Genomic DNA, 19,396 nt, shown 5'->3' on the forward strand with positions numbered 1-19,396 from the left:
CTCCCGCCTCCTAGACACTTTCTTCCTCGAATTTCCTATTTCAGAAAGGCGCCCTCCATGGCCGCTAAAGACGTTTATTTCGGTTCCGACGCGCGCGACAAGATGCTGCGCGGCGTCAACATCCTCGCCAACGCCGTGAAGGTGACCCTGGGCCCCAAGGGCCGCAACGTGGTCATCGAGAAGTCGTTCGGCGCCCCGCGCTCGACCAAGGACGGCGTCTCGGTCGCCAAGGAAATCGAACTGTCGGATAAGTTCGAGAACCTCGGCGCGCAGATGATCCGCGAAGTCGCTTCGAAAACCAACGACAAGGCCGGCGACGGCACCACGACCGCCACGGTCCTGGCTCAAGCCATCGTCCAGGAAGGCCTGAAGTCGGTCGCCGCCGGCATGAACCCGATGGACCTGAAGCGCGGCATCGACAAGGCCGTCGCCATCGTCGTCGCCGAGATCAAGGCGTCGTCGAAGAAGGTCACGACCAACAGCGAAATCGCTCAAGTCGGCACCATCTCGGCCAACGGCGACAAGGAAGTGGGCGACATGATCGCTCGCGCCATGGACAAGGTCGGCAACGAAGGCGTCATCACGGTTGAAGAAGCCAAGACCGCCGAGACCGAACTCGACGTCGTCGAAGGCATGCAGTTCGACCGCGGCTACCTGTCGCCGTACTTCATCACCAACGCCGACAAGATGGAAGTTCAGCTGGAAGAGCCGCTGATCCTCCTGTTCGAAAAGAAGCTGTCGTCGCTGCAGCCGCTGCTGCCGGTGCTGGAAGCCGTCGTCCAGTCGGGCCGCCCGCTGGTCATCATCGCTGAAGACGTCGAAGGCGAGGCCCTGGCCACGCTGGTCGTCAACAAGCTGCGTGGCGGCCTGCGCGTCGCCGCCGTCAAGGCTCCGGGCTTCGGCGATCGCCGCAAGGCCATGCTGGAAGACATCGCCATCCTGACCGGCGCGCAAGTCGTGTCGGAAGACCTGGGCATCAAGCTCGAGAACGTGTCGCTCGACATGCTCGGCAAGGCCAAGAAGGTCTCGATCACCAAGGACGACACCACGATCGTGGACGGCATTGGCGAGAAGGAAGCGATCGAAGCCCGTATCGCCCAGATCAAGCGCCAGATCGAAGACACCACGTCGGACTACGACAAGGAAAAGCTGCAAGAGCGTCTGGCCAAGCTGGCCGGCGGCGTTGCGGTCATCCGCGTCGGCGGCTCGACCGAAGTCGAAGTGAAGGAAAAGAAGGACCGCGTTGACGACGCCCTGAACGCGACCCGCGCGGCCGCCGACGAAGGCATCGTCCCGGGCGGCGGCACGGCTCTGCTGAAGGCCTCCAAGGCCCTGGCGACCGTCACCGGCGACAACGACGACCAGACCGCTGGCATCGCCATCGTCCGTCGCGCCCTGCAGGCCCCGATCCGTCAGATCGCCGAAAACGCCGGCGTCGAAGGCTCGATCGTGGTCGGCAAGATCCTCGAAAAGGACGACGCGACCTTCGGCTTCAACGCCCAGACCGAACAGTATGTCGATCTGGTCGCCGACGGCGTCATCGACCCGGCCAAGGTTGTCCGCACCGCTCTGCAAGACGCCGCTTCGGTGGCCGGCCTGCTGATCACCACGGAAGCCGCCATCGTCGAAGCCCCGAAGAAGAACGCCGGTGGCGCTCCGGGCGGCGGCATGCCGGGCGGCATGGGCGACATGGACTTCTAATCTAGAAGTTCAGCCTACCGCTGAAAATGAGAAGGGCGGGGCCGCGAGGCTCCGCCCTTTTTCTTTGTCCGCATAACGACGGTCTCACACTCCCGTGACGGGCGAGAACCAAGGCGAAGGTTCGGCGTTAACCTCTCGCTCACACTTCAGGGCATGGAGGCTGAAATGTCGTTCGTGCGTATGTATCCCACCCATCGTCGGCGCCGCGCCCCGCGCACCAATCTCATCGTGGTGGCTGTCTCGGCCTGGCTGGTGCTGGGCCTGATCAGCCAGGCGGCGTTCCAGCTGATCGGCTAGAGCCCCTATCCGTGGGGCCAGGCGAGCGCTACATGCGCTGCCATGTTCCGCCAACGCCCCGACGCCGATCTCATCGTCCAAGGCTGGGTCATCGGCGTGATGGTCGAGGTCCCGGGCGAGCGCATGCCCGTCCGCCACTACTTCGCCGTGGGGAAAGCCGATCGCGCCCAGGCCGAGTGGAGCGCCGTGGACATGGCGATGAACGCCGGCTCGGTGGCCTCGAGCCCCGTCGCCGGCAAGGAGCCCGTCGAGGCCCTGCGCGAGATCGTCGCCTATCGGATGCGCGAGCTGGGCCTGCGGCCCGGCGAAGCCCGCGCCCTGGGCGACAAGAGCCCCAGGCGCTGGCTGTCGCTCTAGGGCTGAGGCCTGAGGTCTGGGTTCATCCAAAACCTCTCATCTCTTTGTCATCCCGGCCGTAGCGAAGCGGAGAGCCGGGACCCAGGGGCAACCGCGCGGGGCTTGGCCCCTGGGTCCCGGACAAGCCCTGCGGGCTTTCCGGGATGACAAGGATTGTGGCTTTGGAACTTAGGGAAGGCTTTTAGTGGCGGCCGCCACCGCAAGCGCTGCAGCCGCCCTTGCCGCCGCCACCGCCATGATAGCCGCCGCCGATGCGGACCGAGGACGACGCCGAGGCTGAAGCCGACGCCGAGCTCGACGCATAGCCACGCGAGTAGCCGCCGGCGGAACCGCCCGCATAGCCGCCACCGCCGGCGAGGCCCGGACCGCCGTAGCCGCCGCCACGTCCGCCCGACTGCGCGCCGATATAGCCCATCGGCAGCGGCGGAGGCTCGACATAGTTGCCCCAGGCCGAGCTGCCGGCCGAACCGGCGTTCCAGCCGCCGCCGGCGCTGTAGCGCGAACCCGAATAGTCATAGGACGAGCGCTCGCGGCTCTCCTCGTAATAGCTGTCTTCATAGCGTTGGCCGCCGCAGGGGCTGCATTGTTGCTGGTAGACCGCGCCGCCGCAGACGTGCGGTTGGCAGCCGCCCTGCTGCGGGACCGGCACATAGACCGGACGATCCACGGGGACCGGACGGTCCACGGGGCGATCGACATAGACATAGACCGGCACCTGGATGATCCGGTCGACCACCTCGCCGCCGGGACCCGAGCAGCCCTGCTGGCATTGCGTGACCGCGGGAACCGGGGTCGGAACCGGACGCTCGACGGGCACGGGAACGGGGCGATCCACCGGCACGGGACGGTCGATATAGACCGGACGATCGACCGGCACTTCCACGCGCTTCTCGACGATCTTCTCCACCGGGCGATCGATGTAGACGGGGCGCTCCACGATCTTCTCGACCGGGACCTGGACCAGCTTCTCGACCGGCACCTCGATGCGCTTCTCGACCACGACCGGGCGTTCGACGATCACCGGCTTCTCGACCACCTTCTCGACGATCTGGGTGGTGGGACGATCGACATAGACCGGCACCTTCCGCTCCACGACGCGATCGACATAGACGACCTTGGTGCGCGTGGTGACCCGTTTTGGCGCATGAACAGCATGGACCGGCGCGCGCTCATAGCCGTCGGCCAACACGGGCGAAACCAGGCTGATGCTGGCGAAAGCGGCCAGAATGGCGATGCGGACAGGGGTCTTGGGGCTCATGGCCGGCCTCGATACGAAATACGGAACGTCCCTCAGCGGGACAGTCCGCCCCTCCGTCGCAAGCCTGGCGCCAAGGCCGCTCCAAGCCCCCTTGGCGAGCGCCGTTCTCTCGGCCATTGTCCGCGCCAAACAAGTGTTTGGAGGGGAAGACGATGGCGAAAATCCTAGCCGCTATGATCCTGACGGCCGGCCTGGCCCTGACCAGCGCGGCCTGCGCCCAGGCGCCGGCCAATATCGCGCCGAACGACTACGGCAAGAAGGACAACTGGCTGTGCCTGCCGGGCCGAGCCGACGCCTGCGCGGTCGACCAGACCACCACCATCGTCCAGGCCGACGGCAAGACCTCGACCGAGGCCTTCAAGCTCGCCGCCGCCCCCGCCTATGACTGCTTCTACATCTACCCAACCGTCTCGACCGATCCGGGCGGCAACAGCGACATGGTCATCGACGAGGCCGAGCGCCGCGTGGTCGAGCAGCAGCTGGCCCGCTTCGGCGGCCAGTGCCGGGTGTTCGCGCCGATGTACCGCCAGGTGACGCTGGCGGCCCTGCGCGCGGTGATGATGGGCCAGCCCTCGCCGGGCAACGGCGTCCTGGCCTATGGCGACGTCCGCGACGCCTGGCGCTGGTACCTGGCCAACGAGAACAAGGGCCCCAATGGGAAGGCTAGGGGCGTCGTCCTGCTGGGCCACAGCCAGGGCTCGCGGATGCTGCTTGACCTCTTGAAGAACGAGATCGACGGCAAGCCGGCCCAGAAGCAGATGATCTCGGCCTATGTGATCGGCATGAACACGCTGGTGACCGACGGCAAGTACGGCTCGATCCCGCTGTGCGACAAGGCCGATCAGGCCGGGTGCCTGGTGACCTATGTCTCGTTCCGCGCCAGCAGCCCGCCGCCGGCCAACAGCCGCTTCGGCAAGACCGACGAGCAGGGCCATCGCGCCGGCTGCGTGAACCCGGCCGCCCTGGTGGCCGGCAAGGCCTCGACCGACGAAACGCCGGTCCACGCCTATCTGAGCAGCAAGAGCTTCCTGTCGAGCGGCGAGCCCAAGCCATTCGCCAAGGACCTGAAGGTCACCACGCCGTTCGTCTCGCTGCCCGGCCTGATCTCGGCCCAGTGCGTCAGCGCCGGCGACTTCACCTATCTGTCGGTCAAGGTGAACGCCGATCCGGCCGATCCGCGCACCGACGAGATCACCGGCGACGTCATGGTGGCCGGCAACGTCCTGAAGGACTGGGGCCTGCACCTGATCGACGTCAATGTGGAGATGGGCGACTTGAACGCCCTGGTGGCCCGTCAGGCCAAGGCGTACGCCGCCAAGTAACAACGCGGGACGCTAGGACCTCTCCCACGAGGTCCTAGCGCCACACTGATGCCGGCCACGGAAGTCGACGTCCGCTCCGGCCCGCGCAAGGCGCGCGGCGGCTATTTCGAGCCTGCCGCCGCCTTGAACACGGTCACGCCCAGCAGGGCGAAGATCACGAAGCCGATCAGGAACAGGAAGAACAGGATCTTGGCGACGCCCGCCGCCGCGCCGGCGATGCCGGTGAAGCCCAAGGCCCCGGCGATGATGGCGACGACGGCTAGAATGAGAGCCCACTTGAGCATTTGTCGTTCCTTTCAGGAGCGCCTTAGCGGCGCCGTTGGGAAATCAACGTCTCTCTCAAGCACGGCGTTCCTTGTTTTCGCCGCCCGGCCCCGCTAACTCGAAAGCCATGGCCTCCAAGCCCGAAAGCCCGACCGAACCCTTCAAGCGCGCCCTGGCGCACGCCGCGCGCTCGCTCGCCGAGACGCCCGACCTCGAGGTCGTGTTCTCGGGCGATGGCCCGCAGCTGCTCGGCAAGCGAGCGATCCTGCCGCACCCGCCGCGCGACCTTAATTCCAAGGAAGCCGCGCGCATCCGGGGCCTGGCCGACCAGATGGCCCTGCGCCTGGCCCACCACGATCCCGTAGCCCACGCTCGCGCTCGCCCCTCCTCGCCTGACGGCCAGGCGGCTTTCGAGTCGATCGAGCAGGCGCGTCTGGAAGCGATCGGCGCCAACGCCCTGGGCGGCGTGCGCGGCAACCTCACCGCCGCCCTCGAAGCGCGGCTGGAGAAGCAGGGCCTGACCCGCGCCGTCGCCACCGACCGCCAGTCCGCGCCCATGGCCGAGATCCTGGGCCTGATGGTCCGCGAGCGCCTGACGGGCGATGCGCCGCCGGACGGGGCCAAGGCCCTGGTCGACATCCTGCGCAACGACATCGAGATGCGGGCCGGCAAGGACCTGGACCGCCTGGCCGCCGCCATCGACGACCAGGCCGCCTTCGCCCGGGTGACCCGCGAGATCCTGCGCGACCTGGACCTCGGCGAAGAGATGTCCGACGCCACCGAAAGCGCCGACGAGGACGACGGCGAAGAGGAAGGCGCGACCGAGAATTCCGACGAGGATCAGGGCGAAGGCGAAGGCGAACAGCCCGAGGGCTCGTCCCCGCAGGAGAGCGAGAGCTCCGACCGCGAGACCGAGGCCGGCGACGAGGAGATGGTCCAGTCGGACCAAGAGGGCGAGCCCGAGGAGAGCGACGAGCAGCCCGAGATGGGCGACGGCGCCAAGCCCGCTCGTCCCGATCCGGGCGCGAGCCAAGGCGGCGAGCCGCTCTACAAGATCTTCACCACGGCCCACGACGAGGTCGTCGATGCCGAGGACCTGTGCGACGCCGAGGAGCTGACCCGGCTGCGCGCCTATCTGGACCAGCAGCTGTCGGCGCTCTCCAGCGTCGTCTCGCGCCTGGCCAACAAGCTGCAGCGCCGCCTGCTGGCCCAGCAGAACCGCGCCTGGACGTTCGATCTCGAGGAAGGGATGCTGGACGTCGCCCGCCTGACGCGGGTGATCATCGATCCGACCGCCCCCCTCTCCTTCAAGCAGGAAGAGGATCAGGAGTTCCGCGACACGGTCGTGACCCTGCTGATCGACAATTCCGGCTCGATGCGCGGCCGCCCGATCATGGTGGCGGCGATCTGCGCCGACATCCTGGCGCGCACCCTGGAGCGCTGCGGCGTCAAGACCGAGGTGCTGGGCTTCACCACCCGCGCCTGGAAGGGCGGCACCAGCCGCGACGAGTGGATCAAGCAGGGCAAGCCCGCCGCGCCGGGCCGCCTGAACGACCTGCGCCACATCATCTACAAGGCCGCCGATTCCCCGTGGCGCCGGGCTCGCAAGAACCTGGGCCTGATGATGCGCGAGGGGCTCCTGAAGGAGAACATCGACGGCGAGGCCCTGATGTGGGCGCACCAGCGGATCATCGGCCGGCCCGAAGCCCGCCGCATTCTGATGGTGATTTCCGATGGCGCGCCGGTGGACGACTCCACCCTGAGCGTCAATTCGGGCCACTATCTGGAGCGTCACTTGCGCCAGGTCATCGGTGAGATCGAGGGCAAGAGCCCCGTGGAGCTGATCGCCATCGGCATCGGCCACGACGTCACGCGCTACTATCGCCGCGCCGTCACCATCGTCGATGTCGAGCAACTGGGCGGGGTGCTGGTCGAACAGCTGGCGGCCCTGTTCGAGGAAGAGCCGCGCCAGATCGCCCGCGCGCGCGGCCTGCTGGCTCCGCCGCCGGTGGTGACGCCGCAAGCCCCGAAGACCGGCAAGGTCCCCGCGTGATCGGTCTGCGCGCCGCGCTCGCCTTCGGCATGATCGGCGGCCTGTCCGGCATGGCGACCCAGTGCACGCCGCGCAGACCGCCGCCGCCCGTGGTCGCCACGCCCCCCGCGCCCGTGAAGGCCGGGCCGGAGATCACCGTCACCGCCACGCCCGTGCCGCTGGACGCCGCCAACCCGGCCAAGACCGATGTCGGCGGCGGCTTCACCTATGCCGGCGGCCTGTGGCTGACCAGCACGACCACCTCGCGCCTGCACGGCCTGTCGGACCTGTCGGTGACCGGCGACGGCCGTCTGACGGCGATCAGCGACGAAGGCGACGTCTTCGAGGCCAAGGTCGCGCTCGATGCTACCGGCAAGCTGGTCGGCCTGACCGAGACCAAGCTGTGGCCGCTCAAGGGCCCGGACGGCCAGGCCTTGCAGAACAAGCAGCACACCGACGCCGAGGGCCTGGCCGTGCTGCCCAACGGCGACCGTCTGGTCAGCTTCGAGCGCGACCACCGCATCTGGCGCTACGCCGTCGGCCCCGACGGGACCTGGAGCCTGCCCGCCCCCGCGCCCAAGCCCGCCACCATCTTCCCCGACAACGAGGGCATGGAGGCGATCTCGGCCTATCCGGCCGCCGGTCCCGACGCCTACATCGTCGGCGGCGAGGAGGGCGAGGTGTGGCTGTGCAAGCTGTCGGCCGACTGCAAGTCGCTGCCGCCGCAGTCGGGTCCGGACTTCACCTGGGGTCTGACGGGCTTCGCGCCCTTCGCGGGCGCGGCCGTCGCCACCCTGCATCGCGGCTATGACCCCGTGCGCGGCTGGCGCTCGGTGGTGCGGTTCATCTCTGACCCGACCAAGCCGCTGGCCCAGCAACGCACGTCGGCGGCCCTGCACATCGAAGGCGCCATGCCGCGCGACAACTTCGAGGGCGTGTCCCTGACGGGCGCGCCGGCGGGAGCCCCGGCCGGCTCGACGCGCATCTACCTGATCTCGGACGACGGCGCGGTCAGCAACAACCAGCGCACCCTGCTCCTGGCCTTCGACTGGGTGGCCCCGCCGTTGCCCGAGCCGATGCCACCCAAGCCGCCGCGCAAGCCTGTTCGGCGGCGCTAAAAACCGTTTCGTTACGGACGATACGGTTTCATTGCCAACTATATGATTGTATTGGACTTTTTGTCGCAATCTGCGACTTGACCATTGAAATAGACACCGGTGTCACGTACACAGGACCTCGACGGGGCGACGAGGGCGAGAACCTGCGACCGTCAGAGGAACGCGTCGGGAGGCGGTTGAACTCAACCTCCTTTCCGGGACTATCAACATGATCCGTCTGCTCGTTATCGCTCTGTCGGCCCTGATGGCCACCACCGTCGCCACCTCGGCCAGCGCCGGCGAAATCAAGGTCAAGGTCGCCGGTCGCGACACCGCCACCGTGCACGCCGAAATCGTCCAGGCCGCCAAGCAGCTGTGCCAGGAAGACCTCGTCGGCAACCCCTACGCCGTCCAGATCGCCCCCTACTGCGTGCGCGACGTCGCCCGCGACGCCATCAGCCGCGCCCACAGCCGCGACCTGATCGCCTACGACAAGGCCCAGGGCCGCGACGTCTATTTCGTGAAGGTCGCCACCCGCTAAACAGCGGTCAGCGCATCCTGACAGAGCCCGCGAAACCTCGGTTTCGCGGGCTTTTTCATGCCTGCAATCGGTTGTTCGCACGCGAAACAACCGCTCAGCTCCACCTTAGGTGCGCCGCAACATAATCGTTGATAACCCACGAGAACGTTGCTATATGCAACGCGACGGGCTGAGCAGGCGATAGACCGGGGACGGGCCGTCAGAGGAACGCGTCTGGAGGTGGTTGATCACAACCCCCTTTCGGAACATCGACTATGATCCGCTCCATCGTTCTGGCCGCTTCGGCCATCGCCCTGTTCGCCGCCGCTCCGGCTTCGGCCGCTGAAGTCCGCGTCAAGGTCGCCGGCAAGTCGGCCGCCGAAGTTCGCGCCGACATCGTCAAGGCCGCCTCGACCGTCTGCTGGCAGGACATCCGTGGCGAAGCCCTCGCCGGCTACCTGTACCCGGCCTGCATCCGCGCCTCGGTCAACGACGCCGTCGCCAAGATGAACAACCCGGCCCTGACCGCCTACAACGCGGCCAACCCGGCTTCGAGCGCCGTCGTCGCGCGCTAAGCGCTGACGCAGCCTACCCAGTACCAAGCGTTCAAAACCCGCCGCGGCACAGGTCGCGGCGGGTTTTGCTTGTTCAGGCCTCGCTGCGGGCGCGGATGTCCGCCAGGGTCTGGTCGACCAGCAGCGCCCCATCCTCCCAGACCGTGACCATGGCGTCGCGCCAGCCGGGTTCGCCAGCCTGCCCCTCGGCCAGGGCCACGGTGCGGTAAGCCCCCGCCTCATCGACCAGCAAGGCCAGCCGCCCGGCCTTCGAGCGCTTGCCGGGATCGGTCGCCGGGTCCTTGCTGACGTCGATCCACTGCCCATCGACCTTGGCCGCCGAACACTTGAGGGCGAACTTCTGGGTGTCGCGGTCCAGCTGCTGCAACAGGCCGCCACCCATGCCGAAGGCCAGGTTCTCGGCGCTGAAGCCGTCGGCGACGATGCGGTCGAGGATGGCGGCGATGCTGACCGGATTGACCCCGTCGCCCTGGATCACCCGGACGTGGTTCAGCACCTTGTAGCCCTTGCCGTTCACCGTCGAACCGAAGGTCTCGTCGAGAATCTTCAGCGTCTCGGCCACCACCGTGACCGGGTCGCCCGAGTCGGGTCGCACCACCAGGGTCGCGCCGCTGTCGATCACCGCCTGCTTCAGCTCACCGCCCCACAGGTTCCGCACCGCATGGAACAGGTCGTAGCTGTCCGACACCACCGAGAACAGCGCGCCCGGCTTGCCGAAGCGGGTCAGCATGTTGCGATAGGCCAGGGCCTCGTTCGGCCGGCCCCAGCTGGTGATGGTGCTGTGCTCGGCGGCCGGGATCGAGAAGGCGGCCATCGGCTCGTTGTACCAGGCGCGGCCGGCCAGCACGGCGCTCAGCGTGTCGCTGCCCTGGAAGTTCACCAGGTGCGCCAGGCCGCCGATGGCCGCCGATTCCTGGCTGGAGACGCCCCGCGCCCCGAAGTCGTGCAGCTTGAAGGGCAGCTCGGCGGCGGCGTTGTCGCTCGTCGCTTCCAGCGCCGCCTTGATCGTCTGCTTCACGTGCCAGCTGATCGTGGCGACCGTCACCGGATACCAGACCCGCAGCAGCAGGGTCTCCAGATAGGACGGCAGCCAGTAGCATTCCGGATCGGTGCTCTCGATCGTCATCAGCGCCTGGTGGGTCGGCACGACCGTCCCCTCCGCCACGGCGCGGATCCGCACCGGCAGGCGGCCGCCATGGACGTCGACGATCCGCCGCCAGCCAGCCTCGTTGAAGGGCTCGCCGTGCAGGGCCAGCAGCGCGGCGGCCTCGTCGATCATGGCGTGGGTGACGGGCTGAGCCAGTTGGCTCTTCAAAATCGCCTGCAGGCCGAAGAAGACCGTGCGGTCATAGCGCCCGCCCCGGCTCTCGACATACGAGAAGGCGCCGGTGGTCCCGGGCGGATATTGCAGCCAGTGGCTGGCCTTGTAGCTGTCGGTGTTGAGGACGAGGTTGTCGAACATCGCGGAAGCTCCTTCACGCGGAGGACTGGCCGCCCCGTCTATCGGGACGGCGTGACAAGGGGTTGAGGTCAGGCGCCGCCCTTAAGCGGATCCGACGAAGTGCTCGAGGATGTGGAAGTGATCCTCGAAAAACTGCTCCTCCATCAGCATCGCCTCGCTGAGCGGGACCCAGCGGACCCGATCGGCGTCGTCGGCGGCGCGGACCTTGGGCAGGTCGCCGGTCGGGAAGTCGAAGTGGAAGGCGTGGGTGATCGTGCGGCCCCGCAGCGAGCGGCCCGGATAATCGAACACCTGCCGAGCCTTGATCGAGCCGCGCAGCACGGCCGGCGGGATCTTCACGCGGGTCTCTTCCTGCAGCTCGCGGATCGCGGCCGCCTGCACGGTCTCGTCCTGCTCGACGAAGCCGCCCGGCAGGGCCCACAGCCCCTTGCCCGGCTCGGCCCGGCGACGGACCAGCAGCACGTGGCCGGAATGGACGACCACCGAGTCGGCGGTGACGAAGGTCGGCGCATAGGGCGCGGCGGCCCAGCTCTGGCGATAGGTCCGCATGAAGGCGTCCTCGCGGGCCAGCTGGGCATAGGCGGGCGAGCCGGCGCGGAAGGCCTCCAGCATCTCGAACACCGCCGGCGGGGTGTTGGCCTCGACCAGCCTCAGGGCGCCGGTCTCGCCGGAGAACAGCCAGGCGCGCAGCTCAGTGGCCGACAGCACGTCGGTGTGCTGCACGTCGACCAGCGGCCATTGCGGGAAGGCGGCCAGATAGGCGCCGGTCGCGCCGTCCTTGTCGCGGCCGATCAGACCTATCTTGGCGTCGGAACCCGCGCCGTCGGCTTCCAGCGTCTCGACGACCAGGCGCTGGACGTCGGCGACCCAGACGGTCTCGTTATAGAGCCGGTCGCGCAGCGGCTTGACGATCAGCCGCCCGGCCTCGTCGCCAGCGGCGGCGCGGATCATCACGGCGCGTTCGCTGCTGTTGAAGGGATTGCGGGTGGTGCGCGGCTGGCCGGCGCTGCCGACCAGGACGACGACCTTTTCGGCCAGACGCAGCGCGTGGCTCAGCACCGACAAGTGGCCGTTGTGAAACGGCTGGAAGCGTCCGATCAGGACGAGATAGTCGTAGCGCATGAGGCTCCCTCACGCTGGTTGACGCCGCCGGTCTATCCAGCGACGAGCTTATGCTAACTTTGAGCATAAGTGATTTTCAACCCATATTCGACGCCTTGAAGCGGGAACGACGAAAAGCCCGCCGGGAATGACCCCGGCGGGCTTTCGTAGATCAGCCTTGGAAAGGCCGAAAGCCGCTTAGGCGGCTTGCGCGACGGCCTTGGCCTTGGCCTTGACCTGCGACTTGATCTTCAGGGCGCGCGGCGACAGCTGCTCGTCCTTGGCGCCCAGCAGGAACACGTCCAGGCCGCCCTTGAAGTCCAGCGTACGCAGAGCAGCGTTGCTGATGCGCAGGCGGAAGCTCTGGCCCAGCGACTCCGACTGGAGCGTGGCGGGCGACAGGGCCGGCAGGAAGCGGCGCTTGGTCTTGATGTTCGAGTGGCTCACATTGTGGCCGACCATCGGACCGATACCGGTAAGTTCGCAACGGCGCGACATGGTGGTTACCTTGGCTTGGGCGAAACCGTCTGGCTCGATGAAGAGCCTGGTTCCGATAAGATATGAATTCGGACACACGGTTGGACCAGGCCGACCGCGCGAGAGCGGGCGATATAGGCGAAGGGCCGCCCATGAGTCAAGGCGGGTCTGGCGCAAACGCCCCGGGCGCGTCTCTCTTGCGTCGAGGAACCCGCCGCCCAACCTCCGCCTTCAAGCACGGTTCATATGCCACTCTATATAAGAGCGGTATGAAGGAGACCCGCCGCATGCGTTCGACCGCCCTCGCCGCTTCTGTTCTGGTGCTCGCCGCGGGGGGCGCCGTCCTGGCCCAGCCCGTGATCCGCGCGGCGGCGGCCTCTTCCGCCAAGTCCACGATTCTCCCCGGCCAGTGGGAGTACGACTACAAGGTCGGCGTCATTCCGGTTAGCAGCGAGAGCAAGTGCCTCAAGCCCGCCGACGCCGAGCAGTTCTCGCGCGGCATCTGCACCAAGCGCTATCGCTGCGACTACACGACCAATGTGGTCAAGGACGGCAAGATCCAGCTGAAGGGCACCTGGACCGACAAGAAGGACCGCGTCTCGCCGGTGTCGGCCGAAGGCACGTACACGCCCGAGAGCTTCCGGATGAACATCCACCTCAAGACCATCAGCGGCATGAACCTGGCCGGCAGCATGGACGCCAAGCGCGTCTCGGCCGAGTGCGCGCCGGAAGAAAAGCCGGCGGAGAAAGCCGCGGATACGGCGGCGAAGTAGCCGCCCCTCGCGAAACCGATTTGTGGTTAATCCGCTTTAAGCTACAATAGCTTGTAGGGAACAAACACCGAATTGGCGAACGTCGCCGATTCGGTCCTGATTCGTTTCGCGCCTGTTCGAGGAAGCGTTACCGCGCGTTAAGAGGCGTGGACGGATGGTGTTCCTGGCTTCCCAGAATGTGCGACGCTCAGGGCCCGCCCTCGCCCTTCGACAGGCTCGGGGTGAGGACTAATTTTGAGGGCGATTCAGTAGAAACCTCATCCTGAGCTTGTCGAAGGACGAGGTTGCGGTCCCTCAGCTCCCCCGCCGAGGCGCCACCGAGAACTCCAGATCAAACAGCGTCGGAACCGCATCCGTCCGCGCCTTCTCGATCGTCAGCAGCTTGGCCTTGGTCTCCGCCCCGCCCGGCGCCGAGAAGCCGCCCATGCTCTTGCCCGACGCGCCCAGCACACGGTGACAGGGCACCACGATCGGCCAGGGATTTTCACCCAGGGCCTTGCCGACGGCCCGCGCCGCGCCCGGCTCGCCCATGGCCTTCGCCACCTCGCCATAGGTCGAGGTTTCGCCCGGCGTGATGGCCCGGGCGATCTCGTAGACCCGCAGGTTGAAGGTCGGCTGGCCGTCCAGGTCGAGCGGAATGTCGGCCAGGTCGTCCTTGCCGCCGGACAGCAGGTCGCGGATGCGCTCGATCACCGCCTCGATCTCGGCGGACGGCTCGGCCTCGACCGCGTCGGGGAACCGCTTGCGCAGACGCGCCCAGGCCGCGCCCGGCGTGCTCTCCGGCAATTGCAGGCCGATCAGCCCGCTCGCGCCCCAGCCGATGCCGCAGCGGCCGATGATCGTGTCGAAAAAGGTGAAACGCTGGGCGCTCATGACGAAAAAATAGCAGGCCTGTTGCGACTTGGGAGGGGCCGCCCTTACGATTTCCGGAACTTGCTGTTCCGGGGGAACTTACCTTGCGCCGTTTCGTCCTCGCCGCCTTCCTGGCCGCGACCTCGCTTTCGACCGCTCATGCCGGCGACATCCTCATCCACGGCGGCCCGATCCACACCGGCGTCGAGGCCAAGCCGACCGCCCAGGCGGTGCTGCTGCGCGACGACAAGATCCTGTTCGTCGGCGATCTGGCCACGGCCAAGAGCAAGGCCGCCAAGGACGCCAAGGACATCGACCTGAAGGGCGCGGCCGCCTATCCGGGCTTCGTCGACGCCCACGCCCACCTGACCGGCATCGGCCTGCGCGAACTGACGCTCAATCTCGACCAGACCAAGTCGCTGGCCGAGCTGGTGGCCACGGTGAAGGCCTATGCCGCCGCCCATCCCGAGGGCGCGATCTATGGCCGGGGCTGGATCGAGACCCACTGGCCCGAGAAGCGCTTCCCGACCAAGGCCGACCTGGACGCCGCCGCGCCGGGCCGGATCATCGTGCTGGGCCGCTCGGACGGCCACGCCAGCGTCGCCTCCAGCGCCGCCCTGGCCAAGGCCGGCGTCACCGCGACCACCACCGCCCCGGCCGGCGGCAAGATCCTGATGGGCGCCGACGGCCAGCCCGACGGCATGCTGATCGACCACGCCCAGGAGCTGGTGAAGGAGGTCATCCCGCCGCCCAGCGAGGCCCTGGTCCGCGAGGCCCTGCGCAAGGCCGGCCAGCTCTACGCCTCGCGTGGCTGGACGGGGCTCGACAATATGAGCGTCATGGGCCCCGACCTGGCCCTGCTGCGCGACGAGGCGGCCAAGGGCAATTTCCACATCCGCGTCGACAACTACATGGACCCCAGCGGCGCGGCCGAGGTGCTGGCGAAAGGCCCGCAGACCGACTCGACCGGTCTGATCCGGGTGCGCGGCATCAAGCTCTATATGGACGGCGCCCTGGGCTCGCGCGGCGCGGCGCTCCTTGAACCCTACAGCGACGCCGAGGGCCTGGGCCTGCAGCTCACCCCGCAGGACAAGGGCCTGGCCCTGATGAAGCAGGCCAAGGCGGTGAACGCCCAGGTCGCCATGCACGCCATCGGCGACCGCGGCAACCGCATGACCCTGGACTGGTTCGAGCAGAGCCTGGGCGGCGACGCCAAGGCCCGCTGGCGCATCGAGCACTCGCAGATCGTCGCCGACACCGACGTGCCGCGCTTCGCCAAGCTGGGGGTCATCGCCTCGATGCAGCCCAGCCACGCCATCGGCGACCTCTATTTCGCCCCCGCCCGCCTGGGCCAAGCCCGCCTGCACGAAGGCTATCGCTGGAAGGACTTCCTGAAGGCCGGCGTCGTGGTGGCCGCCGGCTCGGACGCCCCGGTCGAGGTCGGCGACCCGCGCATCGAGTTCTACGCCGCCGTCTACCGCCACAGCCTGGACGGCTTCGCCAACGCCGACTGGCACCTGGAAGAAGCCGTCACCCGCGCCGAGGCCCTGAAGATGCTGACCCTGGCGCCCGCCTACGCCGTGTTCCGCGACAAGGAGCTGGGCACGCTGGAAGCCGGCAAGAAGGCCGACCTGACCGCCTTCGACAAGGACTTCATGACGGTGGAGCCCAAGGAGATCCTGACCGCCCAGCCGGTGCTGACCGTGGTGGACGGCAAGGTGGTGTTCGCGCGGTAGTTCTATTTCCTCAGAGAGTTTCCGTTATGCGTCACTCATCTTAATAAGACGGCCATCTAACTCTGCGCATACGATATCATATTCCACCAAAAAGGAATCCCAAGCAATTGCACCATCAACTTCAGATGATATCTCTACAATCTGCCCATCGACATAGTCGATAATTTCAGTCATAATAGTTACAAATGCCTGATAATTATTTATAAATGACTGACTTCCAACATTTGAAATCGCTATACTTTTTAGATGATCTATCTCAAGATTTATTGCCTTTCGGCAATATTTTAGTTGCCCAATGTGTTGCCCCCCAGCATCATACAGGGCTTCCCTATTGAGCTTTACCCGTTCTAGAGCTGCGGAAACGGCAGCAAAAGCTGCTACACGAACATCCAAGCGCTGTAGTCGGCGGGCCTCCACAATTTCTTCACGCGCACGCCTAGCTTCTAGGCTGGCCAGCCTGAAGCCGGCCCAAATCGCTACCACCGCCCCAAATGCTTGCGCCCAACTGGCTAGCTTTTCGAAGGCTACTAGCCACGTAACGATCTCCCACCAATAGCCGACAGTCATTGCGACCACGGCCGCTACACCGCCCGCAAATATCCCCGCCCACCAAGGCACCGCCCTCTTACTCATGCGAGTCCCCCCGACATTCTCGCCAACATTGCAGGTGGCGCTTCATCCTTCCAGCAACTTGCCTCCCCACGATTCCCGCCCCACCTTTGGACCATGAGTGACCGTTCGACCGGCCTGGCCCCTTCGAAGCTGACCGCGGTCCTGGGCCCGACCAACACCGGCAAGACCCACCTGGCCGTCGAGCGGATGCTGGCCCATGGCTCGGGCATGATCGGCCTGCCGCTGCGACTGCTGGCGCGCGAGATTTACGACCGGATCGTCAAGCTGCGCGGCAAGGCCTCGGTGGCCCTGATCACCGGCGAGGAGAAGATCACCCCGCCGCGCGCGACCTATTTCGTCTGCACGGTCGAGGCCATGCCGCTGGCCCGCGAGGTCGAGTTCCTGGCCGTCGACGAAATCCAGCTGTGCGCCGATCCCGAGCGCGGCCACATCTTCACCCACCGCCTGCTGCATGCGCGCGGCAAGTTCGAGACCATGTTCCTGGGCGCGGGCACCATGGCCCCGCTGGTCCGCCGCCTGCTGCCGGACGCCGAGATCGTCGGACGCGAGCGGTTCAGCAACCTCTCCTACGCCGGCTCCAAGAAGCTGACCCGCCTGCCCCGCCGCAGCGCCATCGTCGCCTTCTCCACCGACGCGGTCTACGCCATCGCCGAGCTGATCCGCCGTCAGCGCGGCGGCGCGGCGGTCGTGATGGGGAGCTTGAGCCCCCGCACCCGCAACGCCCAGGTCGCGCTCTACCAGTCCGGCGAGGTCGACTTCCTGGTGGCCACCGACGCCATCGGCATGGGCCTGAACATGGACGTCGACCACGTGGCCTTCGCCGGCCTGCGCAAGTTCGACGGCAAGCGCACCCGCTGGCTCTATCCGCAGGAGGTCGGCCAGATCGCCGGCCGGGCGGGCCGCTACACTCGTGACGGCACCTTCGGCGTCACTGGCGACTGCGAGGAGATCGACGAAGATCTGGTCGAGGCCGTCGAGAGCCACACCTTCGAGCCGATCACCCAGGCCGAGTGGCGCAACCCGCGGCTAGACTTCGGCTCGCTGCCGGGCCTGCTGCGCTCGCTAAACGAGACGCCCAAGCGCAATGGCCTGTCGCTGTCGCAGGAGGCGCTGGACGAGCGCACCCTGCGGGCCCTGGCTCAGCAGGAAGACGTCATCAAGCGCTGCAAGACCGACCGCTCGGCCCTGCTGCGTCTCTGGGACGTCTGCCAGACGCCGGACTTCCGCAAGACCACCGACGACGACCACCAGCGCATGGCGCGCACCCTGTTCGACGACCTGACCACCGGCCGCAAGCGCCTGCCCGAGGACTGGATCAACAGCCAGTACAAGGCGCTGGACCGCGTCGACGGCGAGATCGACAGCCTGGCCGGCCGCCTGTCGGGCGTGCGCACGCTCAGCTACATCGCCAACCGCCCCGACTGGGTGGGGAACCCCGCCCACTGGCAAGGCCTGACCCGCCAGTTGGAGGACCGGATCAGCGACACCCTGCACGAAAAGCTGATGGCGCGGTTCATCGACCGCCGCACCAGCGTGCTGATGAAGCAGCTGGGCGAGCGCGAGACCCTCTATGCCGGCGTCGGCCAGGACGGCGAGGTGACGGTCGAGGGCCATGTGGTCGGCCATCTGGCGGGCGTGGCCTTCACCCCGGTCAAGGCCGCCTCGCCCCTGGAGGAGAAGGCCCTGCGCAACGCCGCCCAGCGCGCGGTCGGGCCCGAGATCGCCAAGCGCCTGGGCCTGCTGGCCAGCGAAGCCGACGACGCCTTCGCCCTGACGCCCGACGGCGCGATCCTGTGGCGCGGCGAGGCGGCCGGGGCCGTGCGTCGCGACCTGCCCCTGCTGTCGCCCCGCGCCCGCCTGTTGGGCGAACTGGGTCCCGCCGCCGTGCGCGAGCGGGCCGAGCGGCGGCTGGACGCCTTCCTGGCCAGCCAGGTCGACACCCAACTGGCCCCGCTGCGCAAGCTTGAGCGCGCCCTGGGCGGCGGCGAGCTGAAGGGCCTGCCACGCGGCATCGCCCACCGCCTGCTGGAAGCCGGCGGCGTGCTGGACAAGCGGCCGGTCGATCCGGAGCTGAAGGCGTTGAGCCAGGCCGAGCGCCGCACCCTCAAGGGCCTGGGCGTGCGGATCGGCGCGTTCAGCCTCTACTGCCCCGGCGCGATCAAGGCCGAGGCCATCGCCTGCGCCCGCGCCCTGAACCCGACCGGTTGGCGCGGGGCGCTGACGACCCTGGAGCCCCTGCCCTCGCCCGCGCCGTCGGCCCGCGAGTTGTCGGCCAGCGGCCTGCGCGCCGTGGCCGGCTTCAGCATCCCGGTGGAGACGCTGGAAGAGCTGGACGGCCTGTTGCGCGCAGAGCAGCAGCACGGCGGCGTGGTGCTGACCGACAAGGCGCTGGAAAAGCTGGGCTGGACCGCCAAGCAGGCCTCCAGCGTCCTGCGGGCGCTCGACTACACCCCCGCCATCCGCGCCAAGCCCGACCAGCCGATCGTCTGGAAACGTCGCGGCGCCGCCAAGCTGGAGCAGAAGCCGGTCAAGGCGCGCCCCGACTCGCCGTTCGCCGCCTTGGCCAAGCTGACCGAGCCGCCGCCGAGACGGAAGAAGCCCCGCCGCAAGAAGTCCGCCACCCAGAAGGCCGCGTCATGACAGACACCCATGGCGAAAGCGTCCGCGCGGATGTCTGGCTGTGGCGGGCGAGGTTCTTCAAGACCCGCTCCCTGGCGGCGAAGTTCGTCGACGAAGGGCGGATCCGTCTGACGCGCTCAGGCGCGGAAAGCCGGGTGGACAAGCCGTCGCGAACGCTGAAGCCTGGCGACCTGGTGGTCTTCGGGTTAGGCGGCCGCCTGATCGCCGTGCGGGTGCTGGACTGCGGCGAACGACGAGGTCCGGCGACCGAGGCGCGCGGGCTGTATGAGGCGGTGGAGGGGTAGCGCCCCTTGATACCC

At 67.5% G+C, this 19,396-nt stretch carries 19 protein-coding genes and 1 pseudogene; 13 read left to right on the forward strand and 7 right to left on the reverse strand.

The features are described from left to right. Positions 1 to 57: 57 nt before the first annotated feature. From groL to AC07YH_RS00090, 4 genes and pseudogenes are all read left to right on the forward strand, one after another. Positions 58 to 1,701 carry a chaperonin GroEL gene (gene groL / locus AC07YH_RS00075; RefSeq protein WP_494744977.1) on the forward strand — a complete coding sequence of 548 codons (1,644 nt, stop codon included), beginning with the start codon at positions 58 to 60 and terminating at the stop codon, positions 1,699 to 1,701. Between the two features lie 165 nt (positions 1,702 to 1,866). Then, on the forward strand, positions 1,867 to 1,998 hold the full coding sequence (locus AC07YH_RS00080; protein WP_494744978.1) for a hypothetical protein: 132 nt from the start codon (positions 1,867 to 1,869) through the stop codon (positions 1,996 to 1,998). A 42-nt stretch (positions 1,999 to 2,040) separates the two neighbouring features. Beyond that, the gene (locus tag AC07YH_RS00085) at positions 2,041 to 2,355 is read left to right on the forward strand and encodes a hypothetical protein (protein WP_494744979.1); all 315 of its coding nucleotides are present in this window, start codon (positions 2,041 to 2,043) and stop codon (positions 2,353 to 2,355) included. 9 nt (positions 2,356 to 2,364) lie between these two features. After that, positions 2,365 to 2,527: pseudogene (locus tag AC07YH_RS00090) on the forward strand (hypothetical protein). Between the two features lie 9 nt (positions 2,528 to 2,536). Here AC07YH_RS00090 and AC07YH_RS00095 read toward each other — a convergent pair. Then, the gene (locus AC07YH_RS00095) at positions 2,537 to 3,613 is read right to left on the reverse strand and encodes an IMCp domain-containing protein (RefSeq protein WP_494744980.1); all 1,077 of its coding nucleotides are present in this window, start codon (positions 3,611 to 3,613) and stop codon (positions 2,537 to 2,539) included. 152 nt (positions 3,614 to 3,765) lie between these two features. Between AC07YH_RS00095 and AC07YH_RS00100 the strand changes: the two genes are divergently transcribed. Next, complete coding sequence (locus tag AC07YH_RS00100) at positions 3,766 to 4,935, forward strand: DUF3089 domain-containing protein (protein ID WP_494744981.1); 1,170 nt, start codon at positions 3,766 to 3,768, stop codon at positions 4,933 to 4,935. 101 nt (positions 4,936 to 5,036) lie between these two features. Here AC07YH_RS00100 and AC07YH_RS00105 read toward each other — a convergent pair whose 3' ends face one another. Continuing rightward, complete coding sequence (locus AC07YH_RS00105; protein WP_494744982.1) at positions 5,037 to 5,219, reverse strand: DUF1328 domain-containing protein; 183 nt, start codon at positions 5,217 to 5,219, stop codon at positions 5,037 to 5,039. Positions 5,220 to 5,326: 107 nt separating this feature from the next. Between AC07YH_RS00105 and cobT the strand changes: the two genes are divergently transcribed. The 4 genes from cobT to AC07YH_RS00125 all read left to right on the forward strand — a co-directional run bounded on the left by cobT (position 5,327) and on the right by AC07YH_RS00125 (position 9,423). Continuing rightward, a complete protein-coding gene (gene cobT, locus AC07YH_RS00110) occupies positions 5,327 to 7,252 on the forward strand; it encodes a cobaltochelatase subunit CobT (protein ID WP_494744983.1) in 1,926 nt (641 codons plus the stop codon). Then, complete coding sequence (locus AC07YH_RS00115; protein WP_494744984.1) at positions 7,249 to 8,349, forward strand: esterase-like activity of phytase family protein; 1,101 nt, start codon at positions 7,249 to 7,251, stop codon at positions 8,347 to 8,349. The genes cobT and AC07YH_RS00115 overlap by 4 nt, the downstream gene beginning before the upstream one ends. A 208-nt stretch (positions 8,350 to 8,557) precedes the next feature. After that, the gene (locus AC07YH_RS00120; RefSeq protein WP_494744985.1) at positions 8,558 to 8,869 is read left to right on the forward strand and encodes a hypothetical protein; all 312 of its coding nucleotides are present in this window, start codon (positions 8,558 to 8,560) and stop codon (positions 8,867 to 8,869) included. A gap of 254 nt (positions 8,870 to 9,123) precedes the next feature. Continuing rightward, on the forward strand, positions 9,124 to 9,423 hold the full coding sequence (locus AC07YH_RS00125; RefSeq protein ID WP_494744986.1) for a hypothetical protein: 300 nt from the start codon (positions 9,124 to 9,126) through the stop codon (positions 9,421 to 9,423). 73 nt (positions 9,424 to 9,496) lie between these two features. Here AC07YH_RS00125 and AC07YH_RS00130 read toward each other — a convergent pair whose 3' ends face one another. The 3 genes from AC07YH_RS00130 to rpmB form a co-directional block, all read right to left on the reverse strand. Next, positions 9,497 to 10,885: a nicotinate phosphoribosyltransferase gene (locus AC07YH_RS00130; protein WP_494744987.1), complete on the reverse strand. Its 1,389-nt coding sequence runs from the start codon at positions 10,883 to 10,885 to the stop codon at positions 9,497 to 9,499. Between the two features lie 81 nt (positions 10,886 to 10,966). Further along, on the reverse strand, positions 10,967 to 12,007 hold the full coding sequence (locus AC07YH_RS00135; protein WP_494744988.1) for a bifunctional nicotinamide-nucleotide adenylyltransferase/Nudix hydroxylase: 1,041 nt from the start codon (positions 12,005 to 12,007) through the stop codon (positions 10,967 to 10,969). A 177-nt stretch (positions 12,008 to 12,184) separates the two neighbouring features. Beyond that, positions 12,185 to 12,484 (reverse strand): 50S ribosomal protein L28, encoded by a 300-nt coding sequence (gene rpmB / locus AC07YH_RS00140; protein WP_494744989.1) that lies wholly within the window; start codon positions 12,482 to 12,484, stop codon positions 12,185 to 12,187. A 266-nt stretch (positions 12,485 to 12,750) separates the two neighbouring features. Between rpmB and AC07YH_RS00145 the strand changes: the two genes are divergently transcribed. After that, a complete protein-coding gene (locus tag AC07YH_RS00145) occupies positions 12,751 to 13,236 on the forward strand; it encodes a DUF3617 domain-containing protein (protein ID WP_494744990.1) in 486 nt (161 codons plus the stop codon). A gap of 294 nt (positions 13,237 to 13,530) precedes the next feature. Here AC07YH_RS00145 and AC07YH_RS00150 read toward each other — a convergent pair whose 3' ends face one another. Beyond that, complete coding sequence (locus AC07YH_RS00150; RefSeq protein ID WP_494744991.1) at positions 13,531 to 14,109, reverse strand: methylated-DNA--[protein]-cysteine S-methyltransferase; 579 nt, start codon at positions 14,107 to 14,109, stop codon at positions 13,531 to 13,533. Between the two features lie 83 nt (positions 14,110 to 14,192). Between AC07YH_RS00150 and AC07YH_RS00155 the strand changes: the two genes are divergently transcribed. Beyond that, positions 14,193 to 15,824 carry an amidohydrolase gene (locus AC07YH_RS00155; RefSeq protein WP_494744992.1) on the forward strand — a complete coding sequence of 544 codons (1,632 nt, stop codon included), beginning with the start codon at positions 14,193 to 14,195 and terminating at the stop codon, positions 15,822 to 15,824. A gap of 24 nt (positions 15,825 to 15,848) precedes the next feature. Here AC07YH_RS00155 and AC07YH_RS00160 read toward each other — a convergent pair whose 3' ends face one another. After that, on the reverse strand, positions 15,849 to 16,457 hold the full coding sequence (locus AC07YH_RS00160) for a hypothetical protein (RefSeq protein WP_494744993.1): 609 nt from the start codon (positions 16,455 to 16,457) through the stop codon (positions 15,849 to 15,851). A gap of 93 nt (positions 16,458 to 16,550) precedes the next feature. On the opposite strand from AC07YH_RS00160, the gene AC07YH_RS00165 reads away from it, so the two are divergent. Both AC07YH_RS00165 and AC07YH_RS00170 read left to right on the forward strand, forming a co-directional pair. Continuing rightward, on the forward strand, positions 16,551 to 19,097 hold the full coding sequence (locus tag AC07YH_RS00165) for a helicase-related protein (protein WP_494744994.1): 2,547 nt from the start codon (positions 16,551 to 16,553) through the stop codon (positions 19,095 to 19,097). Beyond that, the gene (locus AC07YH_RS00170) at positions 19,094 to 19,381 is read left to right on the forward strand and encodes an RNA-binding S4 domain-containing protein (RefSeq protein WP_494744995.1); all 288 of its coding nucleotides are present in this window, start codon (positions 19,094 to 19,096) and stop codon (positions 19,379 to 19,381) included. The genes AC07YH_RS00165 and AC07YH_RS00170 overlap by 4 nt, the downstream gene beginning before the upstream one ends. The last annotated feature ends 15 nt before the right edge of the window (positions 19,382 to 19,396 follow it).

The sequence above is a fragment of the Caulobacter sp. GW456-12-1-14-TSB4 genome (assembly GCF_059424195.1).

Bases quoted from the DNA above. Each gene is read 5' to 3' on its own strand.
- groL (WP_494744977.1), top strand. From the start codon at position 58: ATGGCCGCTAAAGACGTTTATTTCGGTTCCGACGCGCGCGACAAGATG.
- AC07YH_RS00080 (WP_494744978.1), top strand. From the start codon at position 1,867: ATGTCGTTCGTGCGTATGTATCCCACCCATCGTCGGCGCCGCGCCCCG.
- AC07YH_RS00085 (WP_494744979.1), top strand. From the start codon at position 2,041: ATGTTCCGCCAACGCCCCGACGCCGATCTCATCGTCCAAGGCTGGGTC.
- AC07YH_RS00095 (WP_494744980.1), bottom strand. From the start codon at position 3,613: ATGAGCCCCAAGACCCCTGTCCGCATCGCCATTCTGGCCGCTTTCGCC.
- AC07YH_RS00100 (WP_494744981.1), top strand. From the start codon at position 3,766: ATGGCGAAAATCCTAGCCGCTATGATCCTGACGGCCGGCCTGGCCCTG.
- AC07YH_RS00105 (WP_494744982.1), bottom strand. From the start codon at position 5,219: ATGCTCAAGTGGGCTCTCATTCTAGCCGTCGTCGCCATCATCGCCGGG.
- cobT (WP_494744983.1), top strand. From the start codon at position 5,327: ATGGCCTCCAAGCCCGAAAGCCCGACCGAACCCTTCAAGCGCGCCCTG.
- AC07YH_RS00120 (WP_494744985.1), top strand. From the start codon at position 8,558: ATGATCCGTCTGCTCGTTATCGCTCTGTCGGCCCTGATGGCCACCACC.
- AC07YH_RS00125 (WP_494744986.1), top strand. From the start codon at position 9,124: ATGATCCGCTCCATCGTTCTGGCCGCTTCGGCCATCGCCCTGTTCGCC.
- AC07YH_RS00130 (WP_494744987.1), bottom strand. From the start codon at position 10,885: ATGTTCGACAACCTCGTCCTCAACACCGACAGCTACAAGGCCAGCCAC.
- AC07YH_RS00135 (WP_494744988.1), bottom strand. From the start codon at position 12,007: ATGCGCTACGACTATCTCGTCCTGATCGGACGCTTCCAGCCGTTTCAC.
- rpmB (WP_494744989.1), bottom strand. From the start codon at position 12,484: ATGTCGCGCCGTTGCGAACTTACCGGTATCGGTCCGATGGTCGGCCAC.
- AC07YH_RS00145 (WP_494744990.1), top strand. From the start codon at position 12,751: ATGCGTTCGACCGCCCTCGCCGCTTCTGTTCTGGTGCTCGCCGCGGGG.
- AC07YH_RS00150 (WP_494744991.1), bottom strand. From the start codon at position 14,109: ATGAGCGCCCAGCGTTTCACCTTTTTCGACACGATCATCGGCCGCTGC.
- AC07YH_RS00160 (WP_494744993.1), bottom strand. From the start codon at position 16,457: ATGAGTAAGAGGGCGGTGCCTTGGTGGGCGGGGATATTTGCGGGCGGT.
- AC07YH_RS00165 (WP_494744994.1), top strand. From the start codon at position 16,551: ATGAGTGACCGTTCGACCGGCCTGGCCCCTTCGAAGCTGACCGCGGTC.
- AC07YH_RS00170 (WP_494744995.1), top strand. From the start codon at position 19,094: ATGACAGACACCCATGGCGAAAGCGTCCGCGCGGATGTCTGGCTGTGG.